Here is a 13,000-nt window from a genome sequence, read left to right as displayed (position 1 = left end):
GATGAGGCCCTTCTAGTCAACATGGATGTTGAATGAAAGACCGCTATCGCGAGCAAGCTCGCTCCCACAGTTTTTTGCGCAGGTTTTAGTCAGCGGATCTGATGCTTGTGCAGCAGACGATAGAACGTCGGCCGGGACACGCCCAGCACCCGGGCGGCCACGCTCAGGTTGTCGCTGTGCCGGTTGAGCACATCGCTCAGGGCCTGGCGCTCGGCGCGGGTCTTGTAATCTTCCAGCGTGCCCATCGGTGCCGCGACACCCTGCTGGCTCGCCAGGCCAAGGTCGCGGGCTTCGATCTGGCGCCCTTCGGCCAGCACCAACCCGCGACGGACGCGGTTGGCCAGCTCCCGCACATTGCCAGGCCAGTCGTGCATGCCCATCGCCACCAAGGCATCGTCGCTGAAGCTACGGGGGCGGCGACCGGTTTCCTGGCTGTAGAAGTGGGAAAAGTGGCTGGCCAGCATCGCCAGGTCGCCATGGCGTTCGCGCAGCGGTGCCATGACCACCTGCAACACGTTCAAGCGGTAATACAGGTCCTCGCGAAATCGCTTGTGCTCAATGGCCGCCTCAAGGTCCACATGGGTGGCCGCCAAGACTCGTACATCGACGGCAATCGGCTGGCTGCCACCGACCCGCTCGATGTGCTTTTCCTGGAGGAAGCGCAGCAGGTTGGCCTGCAACTCCAACGGCAGGTCGCCAATTTCATCGAGAAACAGCGTGCCACCGTGGGCCGCCTCGATCCGTCCGATCTTGCGTTGGTGAGCGCCGGTGAACGCGCCTTTCTCATGACCGAACAATTCGGACTGGATCAAGTGTTCCGGAATCGCCCCACAGTTGATGGCGATGAACGGCTTGTTACGCCGGTGCGACTGGCAATGCAGAGTGCGCGCCACCAGTTCCTTGCCGGTGCCGCTCTCGCCGCGAATCAACACTGGCGACTCGGCCGGCGCCAACTTGCTCAACAACTTGCGCAGTTCGCGAATCGGCTTGCTGTCGCCCAACAGTTCATGTTCGGGCTGGTCGATGTGAATCGAGCCCTGCCCTCGCAGGCGCGCCATGCCGAATGCCCGGCCCAGTGTCACTTGGACCCTGGACACGTCGAAGGGCAAGGTATGGAAGTCGAAAAACCATTCGCAGACAAAATCACCGACGTTTTGCAGACGCAAGACTTCCTGGCTGAGCACCGCGATCCACTCGGTGCCGCTGCGGCTGATCAACTCCTTGACGGCTTCCGGGCGCTCCAGATGAAAAGGTTGCAAGCGCAACAGACCGACGTCACAAGTCCGATCGCCGGCGTGTTCGAGGGCGCAACTGTCCACATCCCAACCAATGGTGCGCAGCCCTGGCAACAGGCGATGACAATCGTCGCAGGGATCAACGACGAGCAGACGACGTGACGTACTGGCTTCGATCATGACTGATCCTTGGCGCCAAAATAAGGAAATATGATTAGAAACAGTCGTTTGGCAAACCTGCATGTAACAGTAGCAAGAAGTTGACGCGCCCTTGTATCAATTGATTATCGAGATCGCGTGAAACTGGTTATAAGCGAGCGTTTCGTTAGTTGTCTTAGTCCGTTTTCTTTCAGGGCGCTTTCAAACAAAAGTCCAAAAGCCTGGTCTGAAAGAAAATCGAAATTTATTTAAATAATGTGTGACCCGCCTGCGGGTTCGGGACATCAGTACAAGTAACCAGCCGCACGGTACGCCCAACCGACGGCACATCATTTGTTTGGGCACACTGAAGAGAAAACGCCATGAACGCCCCGCTCCGTATCAACGAAGCTCTTTTGATTGCCGACCGCGCATTCCGTCCTTTCCAATGCGTGGCCTGGGCTCCACAAGACGGTAACGGCGAACTTAGCCTGACCGTCATTGACCGCACCAATACCCACATTGGCCGCACTCAGATTCCAAGCAGCGCCTACACCGACCCGGTCCAACTGGCCGATCTGTTGAAACAGGCCCGTGCCGAATTGAGCCAGGAAGGCTACACATTGCAGTCTTGGTCGATGCCTGAATAAACCCGCCGATAAAGCCTGTTATCGATTGCAGGCTTGGCATTGGGTTGCAAAGCCATCGTTATGGCACGCATCGCCTCTGTAACTGTAAAGCCTGACAGTTGTGCATTGTCACATTCAGGGATTGAATGTTGCCATCATGCAGTCGTCGCCCTTCCGGGCCGGTCGACACGCAAGGAGAGGCAGGCATGCTCAACCAGTTCGCGTTCGTGCTCCCCAAGGCCATGGCCCACCCCGGGCAACTTGACCCAGGCTTTGCCGCCAACGGCAAAGCCTGGGTTCATTTCGAAGGCAGCACCTCGAGCCTGATCACCGGATTGACCCTCGATCGTGCTGGACGAATCCTGGTGGCAGCCCGGATCGAGACGCCCGATGGCAGTCGGTTCGGGCTGGCGCGACTCAACCACGACGGTTCGACCGACCCCGGTTTTGGCACCCGCGGCTGTGTGATCGGCGCATTCGAACACGGCTTCGAAGCCACGGCGGGCAAGGTGATCGAACTGCCCGACGGGCATGTCCTGCTCTCCGGCCTGCATTACGAAAATACCGAGAACACCCTTCCCGCCCTCGCGCTGTTCGATCCACAGGGCCGTGCCGCCCAGAGCTTCGGCAACGCCGGCCGGCACATCATCCGGCTGTGCGGCAATCTTTCCCAAGGCCTGCGTGATCCCTGGCTGCCGCCCGGCGTGCCAGGCCTCGAAGCCTGTGACATGCAAGTGCAGGCCGATGGCCGGATCCTTCTGCTCGCCAACCATCATTACCAATTGTCCGACCATGTCGGCGTACTGATCCGACTCCTGCCGGACGGGGCCCTGGACACCTCGTTCAACGGTCGCGGTTTCGTGATGGTACGACGCTTGTTGAAAAATACCTGGCTCGGCTGCCTGACGCTCCAGGCTGACGGTCATATTGTCGTCGGTGGCGCCATCGACCTGCCCCAGCATGGCTTGATCGCCCGCTATGACAGCAGCGGCAGGCTCGATGACAGCTTCGGCGAAGAAGGTTTCCTGTCCATCCTGGCCCAGGGTCACAGCGCGATGGTCAGCCAAATCGTTGAGGATGCGAACGGATATCTGCAGGCCTTCGGCAGCAGCCGCGATCCGATGCATAGCCTGTCCCTGAAAGTGCGTCCGGACGGCACGCCGGATCGGCACTGCAATCAGGGCCAGTGCCAACTCATGGCGATCGGGCGCAACGCCAGCCAGTGGACCGCGGCCCAGATTCAACCGGACGGCAAGCTGGTGACCGCCGGTGCCACCATTGGCGGTATCGAGGCCGACTTCGTGCTTGCCCGGCATTTGCCGGATGCCAGCCTCGACCCGGATTTCGGCCAGGGCAAGGGCTGGGTTCGCACGCGACTCGGCTACAGCCTCGACACCGCCACCGCCTTGGCGGTGCAGGCTGACGGCAAAATCCTGGTGGGCGGCTACTCGCTCCAGGGGCATTATCGGGCGGTGGTTGCGCGGTATTGGGGCTGAGTCAGATTGTCGCGGGCGACCGGTATTCATCCTACGCTTGATATTCCTCATTTCTTACGGCAAGTTGCGCGCTTCTAACTAAAAGGAGCAGCCGATGTCCGGTTCAATGGCTCAGGCTTTCGCGCATAACTTTCTGGGGCATTCCCCGCGCTGGTACAAAGCGTGCATCATCACCTTCCTGGTCCTCAATGCCGTGGTGCTATGGACACTGGGCCCGGTCGTTGCTGGCTGGATGCTGGTGCTGGAATTCATCTTCACCCTGGCCATGGCCCTTAAATGCTACCCGCTGATGCCCGGCGGCTTGCTGCTGGTCGAAGCCCTGGCGCTGGGCATGACCACGCCCAAGGCGCTCTACGACGAACTGCTGCATAACTTCCCGGTCATCTTGCTGCTGATGTTCATGGTGGCCGGGATCTATTTCATGAAGGACCTGCTGCTGTTCCTGTTCTCACGCCTGCTGCTGGGCGTGCGCTCCAAGGCCATCCTCGCCTTGATGTTCTGCTTTCTTTCCGCGTTCCTGTCGGCCTTCCTCGATGCCTTGACCGTCACGGCAGTGATCATCAGCGCCGCCGTGGGCTTTTATTCGGTGTACCACCGGGTGGCATCGGGTAATGATCCGCGCCAGGACAGCAGCGTCGATGAAGACCACGACCTGCCGTCGCTGCACCATGGCGACCTGGAACAGTTCCGGGCATTCCTGCGCAGCCTGCTGATGCATGGTGCCGTGGGCACAGCGCTGGGCGGTGTCTGCACCTTGGTGGGCGAACCGCAGAACCTGTTGATCGGCCATGAAATGGGCTGGCATTTCGCCGAGTTTTTCCTGAAAGTCGCGCCAGTGTCACTGCCGGTGCTGGTGGCCGGGCTGGTGACTTGTGTGGCGCTAGAGAAGCTGCGCTGGTTCGGTTATGGCACGCTGTTGCCGGACAACGTACGCGCCGTGCTGGCCGATTACGCCGAGCAGGACAATCGCGAACGCACCGCACGTCAACGCGCGGCCCTGATCGTCCAGGGCCTTGCCGCGCTGATCCTGATCGTCTGCCTGGCCCTGCACCTTGCCGAAGTTGGTCTGATCGGCTTGATGATCATTGTGTTGATTACCGCCTTCACCGGCATCACCGACGAACATCGGCTGGGCAATGCGTTCAAGGACGCCATGCCGTTCACGTCGCTGTTGGTGGTGTTCTTTGCGGTGGTGGCGGTCATTCACGACCAGCAGTTGTTCACGCCGCTGATCCAGTGGGTCCTGGCCCTGCCCGCCGACCAGCAGCCCGGCATGCTCTTCATTGCCAACGGCCTGCTCTCGGCCATCAGCGACAACGTGTTCGTAGCGACCATCTACATCACCGAGGTCAAGCAGGCCTTCGTCTCCGGTCACCTCAGCCGCGAACAGTTCGAGACCCTGGCAGTGGCCATCAACACCGGTACCAACCTGCCGAGCGTCGCCACACCGAACGGCCAGGCGGCTTTCCTGTTCCTGTTGACCTCGGCGATTGCACCGCTGATTCGCCTGTCCTATGGCCGGATGGTCTGGATGGCCCTGCCCTACACCGTGGTGATGGGTGGCTTGGGGTGGTATGCGGTGACGTACTGGCTGTAGGAATACTGCTGAGCAGAAGAAAATCCTGTGGCGAGGGAGCTTGCTCCCGCTGGGGTGTAGGAGCTGGCGAAGCCTGCGATCTTTTGATCTTTCACTTGAGATTCAAGTTTCAGGGGAAAGATCGCAGCCTCGTTGCACTCGACAGCTCCTACACCCCTGCGGGAGCAAGCTCCCTCGCCACAAAGAGCCGGACAGCTTATTTATTACAGCAGGATGTACCGCTCGATCGCCAGGGCCGCGCCGTCTTCGGTCACGGCGGCGGTCACGACATCCGCCTGGCGCCTGATCGCCTCTTCTGCCTGCCCCATGGCAATCGACAATCCCGCCCGGTGAAACATCGCCGGATCGTTGCCGCCGTCCCCCATCGCTGCGGTCTGCTCCAGCGGCACGCCAAGGAACTCGGCCAGCGTCGACAACGCGTCCCCTTTGTTCGCCTTCATCGCCGTCACATCCAGATAGATCGGCTGCGAACGCGACACCTGGGCCTGGCCCTTGAGCAATGGATGCAGTCGAGCTTCCAACTCCACCAGCAGGTCGGTGTTGGCACTGGTGGCGACGATCTTGTCGATCCGCTCCAGGTAAGGCTCGAAACTCTCGACTTCTACCGGCGGGTAACCCAGGCCACGGGTCTCCACCGGCACCATCGGACCGTGGGCGTCTCGCACCAGCCAATCGCCATCGGCGAATACCCAGACCTCGATGCCCGGTTGATCGGCGTACAGCGCCAGCGTGGCCAGTGCGGCCTCGGGAGGCAGGTAATGGACGGCAAGAAAGCTGCCGTCGGGATGAACCAGCGTGCCGCCATTGAACGCCGCCGTGGGCAGGTCGACGCCCAGGGCCTCGATCTGCTGCAACATGGCCCGCGGCGGCCGCCCGGTGGCGAGGCTGAACAACACCCCGGCCTCACGCAATGCGCGAACCGCTTCGATGGTGCGCTGGTTGAGACTGTGATCAGGCAGCAGCAGTGTGCCGTCCATGTCACTGAGTAGAAACCGGATGGGACGTTTCACCAGCTCACTCATCCGAGGCCATGCCAGACGCGACTGTCGCGGGTCAGCAAGTCATCGGCGGCCGCCGGCCCATCTTCACCGGCCTTGTAGGGCTGGACCGTTGCGTCCTGTTGCCAGGCATCGAGGAACGGCTGCACGGCGCGCCAGCCGTTTTCGATGTTGTCGGCGCGCTGGAACAGGGTCTGGTCGCCGGTCAGGCAATCGTAGATCAGGGTTTCGTAACCCGTGGACGGCTGCATTTCGAAGAAGTCCTTATAGGCAAAGCCCAATTCGATATTGGCCATGTCGAGGGCCGGCCCCGGCCGTTTGGCCAGCAGGTCGAACCACATGCCTTCATTGGGCTGGATCTGGATTCTCAAGTACGTAGGTTGCAGTTCGTCGACTTCGGTGTCGCGAAACTGCGCGTAAGGCGCCGGCTTGAAGCAGATGACGATCTCCGTGTCCCGCACGCTCATGCGCTTGCCGGTGCGCAGGTAGAACGGCACGCCCACCCAACGCCAGTTGTCGATCATGACCTTGAGGGCGACGTAGGTCTCGGTGTTGCTGTCGGCGGCGACGTTGGCTTCCTGGCGATAACCGGTCACCACCTTGCCGCCGACCTCACCGGCGGTGTACTGGCCGCGGATCGAGTTGGCACGGGCCTGTTCCACCGACCAGGGCCGGATCGCCCCGACGACCTTGGCCTTTTCCCCACGCACGGCGTCGGCCCCGAACGCCGCTGGCGGCTCCATGGCCACCATCGCCAGCAATTGGAAAAGATGGTTCGGCACCATGTCTCGCAGGGCGCCGGTGTGTTCATAAAAACTGCCACGGGTTTCCACGCCAACGGTTTCGGCGGCGGTGATTTGCACGTGGTCGATGTAGTGATTGTTCCAGAACGCCTCGAACAGGCTGTTGGAGAAACGGCTGACCAGAATGTTCTGCACCGTCTCCTTGCCCAGGTAATGGTCGATGCGATAGATCTGTTTCTCGCTCATGACCTTGAGCAGGCAGGCGTTCAGCGCTTCGGCGGTGTGCAGGTCGGAACCGAAGGGTTTTTCGATCACCACTCGTCGGAAGGCCCCCTCCTGTTCCTGAAGCAGCCCGGCCGCACCGAGACGGCTGACCACTTCGCTGAAAAAGCGTGGCGCGGTCGCCAGGTAGAAGACCGCGTTACCGGTGCCGCTGGCGGCGATTTTCGCCGCCAGCGCCTGATAGGTGCCGTCATTGAGGAAATCACCCTGGACGTAGCTGATCCCCTGGGCCAGCTTGGCCCACAGCACCGGGTCGAGCGCGCGGTCGGCATCGCCGCCCTTGCTCGCCGCTTCGTTGCGGATGAAATCCTCGAGTTTCTTGGCAAAATCCACATCGCTGATGGCGTTGTGGTCAACCCCGATGATGCGCAGCCCATCACCCAGCAGACCGTCGCGACTGAGGTGGTACAGCGCCGGCATCAGCAGGCGCTTGACCAGATCACCATGAGCGCCGAACAAAAACAACGTGGTCGGCGGCGCGGGTTCTGCCTTGGATTTGCTGGCGATCGAGGTCATTTCTTCGGCGTCTCCACGTGGCCGCCAAAGCCGAAGCGCATGGCCGAGAGCATTTTGTCGCCGTAGGTGCTTTGCTGGCGCGAGCGGAAACGGGCGAACAGCGAACTGGACAGGACCGGAACCGGTACTGCTTGCTCGATGGCGGCCTCGATGGTCCAACGCCCTTCGCCGCTGTCGGCGACTTCACCGGAAAAACCATCCAGTTTCGGATCGCTGGCCAATGCGTCGGCAGTCAAGTCCAGCAACCAGGACGAGACTACGCTGCCACGGCGCCAGACTTCGGCGATATCAGCCACGTTCAGGTCGAAACGCTGCTCCGGTGGCAGGCTTTCGCTGGATTTGGTCTTGAGGATGTCAAAGCCCTCGGCGAAGGCCTGCATCATGCCGTATTCGATGCCATTGTGGATCATCTTCACGAAATGCCCCGCACCGGCCGGGCCCGCGTGGATGTAGCCACGTTCGGCGCGGTCATCGTCGGACTGGCGGTCACGGGTACGTGGGATATCGCCCATGCCCGGTGCCAGACTGTCGAACAGCGGGTCCAGGCGCTTTACCACCTCGGCCTCACCGCCAATCATCATGCAATAACCGCGTTCAAGGCCCCAAACGCCGCCGGAAGTGCCGACATCGATGTAGCTCAGGCCTTTTTCCGACAGCGCTTGGGCACGGCGGATGTCGTCCTTGTAGTACGTGTTGCCGCCATCAATGATCACGTCGCCCGGCTCGAGCAGCTCGCTGAGGACGTTGATGGTGTCTTCGGTGGGTGCGCCGGCCGGCAGCATGACCCAGACCGCCCGTGGTTTCTCCAGGCCCGCGACCAGCGCCGGCAGGTCCGCGACACCCGTGGCGCCCTCCTGGCTCAGGTTTTCGACAAAAGCGGCATTGCGGTCATAGACGACGGTGGTGTGCCCATTGAGCATCAGGCGCCGCGCAATATTGCCGCCCATGCGGCCCAGTCCAATGATCCCGAGTTGCATGTGCTGATGCTCCCTACTACAAATAAAGGTATGTCAAAGGTTTAGCTCAAGGTGACTTGTGGAGGTTAGTCCAGAGCATTGCTGCATAGTTTCCGGGTAAATCGCCCGATCACAAAGGATAACGTTCAAAAACCGGCCGAAGACACGGCGACCATGAAAAATAAAAAAGTTCCATTCACGAGCAAAAGTATTCAGAATCGGCGCCGATAAAGAGGTGTCGACCAAAAAACTGGCGACATCTCTCTAGTTGATGTACGCCATTTGCGAGGTGAGCAATGGGCCCAGTCGTTACCGCACGTCCTCCCCAAACCCTTTATGTGACCATTCGTCGCGATGAATTGCGCCTACTCAAGGAAGAACGCGATCTGCTGCTCGATGAAGTGACGCAACTGCGCATGCAGCTGCAACACGCACAGCTGTCCCACCAGAGCCAGTCGCTGGCTCGGTAACCGCCCCAGCGGCATGGCATCAGGAAGTGACACTGGCTCCAAAACGGTGTCACTGATATCCCCTGTGGCGAGGGAGCTTGCTCCCGCTCGGTTGCGCAGCACCCGCCAGGCCTTGGGGCCGCTACGCGACCCAGCGGGAGCAAGCTCCCTCGCCACGCGATGGTGCGCCTGTTCGCCCGTCTCGCTATCGGTTCGTGCCTCCCCTGCATTTTGTAACCGAAAAACTCACAAAGTTTTCACAACCGGCTCGTAATACTCCCCGCCTTTAAGATTGCTCGGCGTATGCCTGTGGCCACCACTCCGGTGCCAGCAGCTTCGTCGACAGAGGCTGGAGCGCTTGATGAGCTTGTTCAAACGCAGCAAAACGACTGCGAAAGGTTTTGACTGGGCCGGATTCGGCTGGTTATTCCTGTTCTTCTGGTATTTTTCGGGCATTACCCAACTGCTCATCCTGCTGAGCGATACCTCTGGCTTCACGGGCTTTCGCCAGGCATTCCTGATGAGTGCGGTCTGGCTGGCGCCCCTGCTGCTCTTCCCTGCCCGTACACGCTTGTTTGCCGCATTGGTCGGCGTAGTGCTGTGGGCATGCTCCATGGCCAGCCTGGGCTACTTCTTCATCTATCAGCAGGAGTTTTCCCAGAGCGTTATCTTCATCATGTTCGAATCGAACGTGTCTGAAGCCGGCGAATACCTGACCCAATACTTTGCCTGGTGGATGGTAGCGGCCTTCCTGGCCCATACCATCGTCGGCTATTGGCTCTGGACCCGCCTGCGCCCGGTATACCTGCCCCGGGGCCAGGCCGTAGTTGTCGCAACCGTTATCATGCTCGCCGTGGTCGGTTATCCGCTGATCAAGCAGACCCTGCGCACCGGCAGCTTCGCCCGTGGCCTGGAGAAGTTCGAAGACCGGATCGAGCCGGCGGTGCCGTGGCAGATGCTGGTGGCCTATCGTCGCTACGGTGAACAGCTGGAAAACATGCAAGGCATGCTGCACAGCGCCAGCAAGATTGCCCCGCTGCGCAACCTCAAGGATCCCCTGGCCGAGCAGCCGGCCACCCTGGTGCTGGTGATCGGTGAGTCCACCAACCGCCAACGCATGAGCCTTTACGGTTACCCGAGGGAAACCACGCCGGAACTGGACAAGCTCAAGGACCAGCTGTCGGTGTTCGACAATGTCATCACCCCGCGCCCCTACACCATCGAGGCACTGCAACAGGTACTGACGTTCGCCGACGAACAGAACCCGGACCTTTACCTGAGCACGCCGTCACTGGTGAGCATGATGAAGCAGGCCGGCTACAAAACCTTCTGGATCACCAACCAGCAAACCATGACCAAGCGCAACACCATGCTCACGACCTTCTCCCAGCAGGCCGATGAACAGGTGTACCTGAACAACAACCGCAACCAGAATGCCGCGCAATACGACGGCGACGTGATCGAGCCGTTCAACAAGGCCCTGGCCGACAGCGCTCCGCGCAAACTGATCGTGGTGCACCTGCTCGGCACCCACATGAGCTACAAGTACCGGTACCCGCCGACGTTCAACAAATTCACCGACCGCCAGGGCGTACCGGCAAGCTTGCGTGACGATCAGGTCCCGACCTACAACAGCTACGACAATGCGGTGCTGTACAACGACTTCGTTGTCTCCAGCCTGATCAAGGATTACGCCAAGACCGACCCCAACGGCTTCCTGCTGTACCTGTCGGACCATGGCGAGGATGTATTCGATTCGCCGGGCCATGGCACGCTGGGCCGTAACGAAGGCAAGCCGACCGCGCCGATGTACACCATTCCCTTCATGGCCTGGGCGTCGCCCAAGTGGCGCGAAAACCATGACTGGAACTTTGCCGGCGACCTGTCACGGCCCTACAGCAGTTCGCACCTGATCCACACTTGGGCAGACCTGGCCGGCTTGAGTTTTGATGAGCTGGACCGCAGCAAGAGCCTGGTCAGCGATGACTTCAAGGCCCGTCCCCTGCTGATAGGCAATCCGCATCAAACCCCGCGCAAGGCCTTGATCGATTTCAGCCTGATGCAGCCCAAGGCCCCTACGGCTGAAATCGTTCAGAAATAATCGCCACCCACCTCAAGCCCGCTTTTACAGGGGCTTGATCCAGAACTGCATCAACCCGTGGGCCGGGTCGAACATGCCGGCGGCAAAGCCGAACTTGGCGTAACTGGCCTGGGCCACGGCATTACCCTCGAGCACTTCCAGGGTGATCTTGCAGCAACCGCGCTGACGGGCGATGTCCTCGACCTTCTGCAGCATCTTCTGGCTCAACCCCAGGCCGCGAAATTCCGGCATGACCGCCACGTCATGGATATTCACCAAAGGCCGGCAGGCAAAGGTTGAAAAACCTTCGAAACAATTGACCAGTCCCGCTGGTTCGCCGTTGACGAACGCCAACACGCTGAAGGCATGGGGACGCTTGGCCAGTTCTTCGGGCAGGTGCAGTAGCACCTCGGCCGGCAACGGATGTCCCCCACCCATCGGGTCCTGCGCATAGCCGTTGAGCACATGACAGATCGCTTCGGCGTGGACCGGGTTGGTGTAGCTGGCTTGCAGAACAAGAATGTCCTTGGCTTCTTCCATGACCTTCCATCTCACTTCGGTAGTACCGGCGGCTCGATGCCGTCGGCGGGATACAGGTCAGGCTTGCTGACCAAAACGTTGCATTTGCATTTCCTGGAGGCGACTGAGCGTACGGCGAAACGGGAATTGCAGATAGCCCTCGGTGTACAACTCATCCATCGGCACCGCGGCCGAAAGGCACAGCGGCACCTTGCGGTCATAGCATTCATCGACCAGGGCGATGAACCGCCGTACGCCGTCGTCGTGGATCGACAACTGCGGCAACTCGCGATCACCGGCCGCGACCCGCTCGACGCCGTCCTCGGTGCCACGGGCGATACGCCCTTCACGCTGTTCGGCGCTCAGGCAGGGTACGTCACTGAGCAGGATGACGCTGAAGCGGTCACACAGCGCCATGAAATCCAATGCTGAGAACGGTTGCTCGCACAAGTCGGCGTAACGACTCCACAGCACGGTATCGCTGGCCTGGACCGGTTCCAGCAAACGATGTCCCACTTCAATCGGCGCGCGGCTCGACACCTGCCCTGCGGTCAGCAAAATGAAGGTATCGCCCAGCGGGTCGGGTTGCCCGGGATCGCGCAGCCAGTAACGCTGCTGCAATTGGCCTGGATGCTGGCGGTGGTCTTGCCAGCCGTTCACCGGCACGACCTGCATGTACTGCTTGATCGCGGTGATGGTCGGCAGGAAGCGCTCGCGGTTGTGGCCGTTGGCATAGAGTTCTTCCGGCGGCAGGTTGGAGGTGCTCACCATCACCATGCCGAGTTCGAACATCACCTGGAACAAGCGCCCGAGGATGATCGCATCGCCAATGTCGTTGACGAACAGTTCGTCGAAACACAGTACCCGCACTTCTGCGCTCAGCTCGCGGGCCAGGGCTTGCAAAGGGTCCGGCGTGCCGGTGAGCTGGAACGAACGCTGATGCACCCACGCCATGAAATGATGGAAGTGCTGACGGCGGGCCGGCACCTTGAGGCTTTCATAAAAGCGGTCCATCAGCCAGGTCTTGCCACGCCCCACCGGGCCCCAGAGATAAACGCCCTTGATCGACTTGCGCCCTTCGTGCAACGCCTGGTGGCATTGTTCCAGGGCCATGATGGCCAATTCCTGGGCCTCATCCTGGACGAAACCGTGGTGTTCGATGGCATGCTGCCAGGCACTCAGGGGGGAATCGAAAGTCATACGGCCCGGGTCCGGAAAACGAAGGTGGGGAGTATGCCATGGCAGCGAGGGCCGAGGCGTCATTCACCTGGTTGTGATGCAAACCCAGGGTTCAATACAACACCCTCCGATTCAACGCGCCCCCCTGTGGCGAGGGAGCTTGCTCCCGCTGGGCTGCGCAGC

11 protein-coding genes are annotated in these 13,000 nt (G+C 60.6%); 5 read left to right on the top strand and 6 right to left on the bottom strand.

The window, feature by feature from the left end; all coding sequences use genetic code 11:
- Positions 1-89 precede the first annotated feature (89 nt).
- Positions 90-1,415 carry a sigma-54 dependent transcriptional regulator gene (locus tag AD659_RS14375; protein WP_053122287.1) on the bottom strand — a complete coding sequence of 442 codons (1,326 nt, stop codon included), beginning with the start codon at positions 1,413-1,415 and terminating at the stop codon, positions 90-92.
- 341 nt (positions 1,416-1,756) lie between these two features.
- Here AD659_RS14375 and AD659_RS14370 point away from each other — a divergent pair, with 341 nt between their 5' ends.
- The 3 genes from AD659_RS14370 (at position 1,757) to nhaB (ending at position 5,095) form a co-directional block, all read left to right on the top strand.
- On the top strand, positions 1,757-2,023 hold the full coding sequence (locus AD659_RS14370; RefSeq protein WP_013693488.1) for a hypothetical protein: 267 nt from the start codon (positions 1,757-1,759) through the stop codon (positions 2,021-2,023).
- Positions 2,024-2,208: 185 nt separating this feature from the next.
- A complete protein-coding gene (locus AD659_RS14365; RefSeq protein WP_053122284.1) occupies positions 2,209-3,498 on the top strand; it encodes a hypothetical protein in 1,290 nt (429 codons plus the stop codon).
- A gap of 94 nt (positions 3,499-3,592) precedes the next feature.
- The gene (nhaB, locus tag AD659_RS14360) at positions 3,593-5,095 is read left to right on the top strand and encodes a sodium/proton antiporter NhaB (protein WP_053122282.1); all 1,503 of its coding nucleotides are present in this window, start codon (positions 3,593-3,595) and stop codon (positions 5,093-5,095) included.
- Positions 5,096-5,298: 203 nt separating this feature from the next.
- Here nhaB and AD659_RS14355 read toward each other — a convergent pair whose 3' ends face one another.
- Genes AD659_RS14355 through gnd form a run of 3 tightly spaced genes read right to left on the bottom strand, consistent with a single transcriptional unit; the run spans position 5,299 to position 8,635 of the window.
- Positions 5,299-6,117 carry a Cof-type HAD-IIB family hydrolase gene (locus tag AD659_RS14355; RefSeq protein WP_053122280.1) on the bottom strand — a complete coding sequence of 273 codons (819 nt, stop codon included), beginning with the start codon at positions 6,115-6,117 and terminating at the stop codon, positions 5,299-5,301.
- Positions 6,114-7,634 (bottom strand): glucose-6-phosphate dehydrogenase, encoded by a 1,521-nt coding sequence (gene zwf, locus AD659_RS14350; RefSeq protein ID WP_053122278.1) that lies wholly within the window; start codon positions 7,632-7,634, stop codon positions 6,114-6,116. The genes AD659_RS14355 and zwf overlap by 4 nt, the downstream gene beginning before the upstream one ends.
- The gene (gene gnd / locus AD659_RS14345) at positions 7,631-8,635 is read right to left on the bottom strand and encodes a phosphogluconate dehydrogenase (NAD(+)-dependent, decarboxylating) (RefSeq protein WP_269457833.1); all 1,005 of its coding nucleotides are present in this window, start codon (positions 8,633-8,635) and stop codon (positions 7,631-7,633) included. The genes zwf and gnd overlap by 4 nt, the downstream gene beginning before the upstream one ends.
- A gap of 251 nt (positions 8,636-8,886) precedes the next feature.
- Here gnd and AD659_RS29975 point away from each other — a divergent pair, with 251 nt between their 5' ends.
- Positions 8,887-9,060 (top strand): DUF6026 family protein, encoded by a 174-nt coding sequence (locus AD659_RS29975; RefSeq protein WP_013693491.1) that lies wholly within the window; start codon positions 8,887-8,889, stop codon positions 9,058-9,060.
- A 340-nt stretch (positions 9,061-9,400) separates the two neighbouring features.
- Complete coding sequence (locus AD659_RS14340; protein WP_053122274.1) at positions 9,401-11,140, top strand: phosphoethanolamine transferase CptA; 1,740 nt, start codon at positions 9,401-9,403, stop codon at positions 11,138-11,140.
- Positions 11,141-11,164: 24 nt separating this feature from the next.
- On the opposite strand, the gene AD659_RS14335 is transcribed toward AD659_RS14340, so the two are convergent.
- Both AD659_RS14335 and zapE read right to left on the bottom strand, forming a co-directional pair.
- Positions 11,165-11,659, bottom strand: coding sequence for a GNAT family N-acetyltransferase (locus AD659_RS14335; protein ID WP_053122272.1), 495 nt, complete (start codon positions 11,657-11,659; stop codon positions 11,165-11,167).
- Between the two features lie 57 nt (positions 11,660-11,716).
- Positions 11,717-12,838: a cell division protein ZapE gene (gene zapE / locus AD659_RS14330; protein WP_053122270.1), complete on the bottom strand. Its 1,122-nt coding sequence runs from the start codon at positions 12,836-12,838 to the stop codon at positions 11,717-11,719.
- Positions 12,839-13,000: the final 162 nt, after the last annotated feature.

Source organism: Pseudomonas thivervalensis (assembly GCF_001269655.1).
Taxonomy (GTDB): Bacteria; Pseudomonadota; Gammaproteobacteria; order Pseudomonadales; family Pseudomonadaceae; genus Aquipseudomonas; species Aquipseudomonas thivervalensis.
The sequence above is the reverse complement of the archived record's forward strand: the minus strand, read 5'-3'. Positions and strand labels throughout refer to the sequence as shown.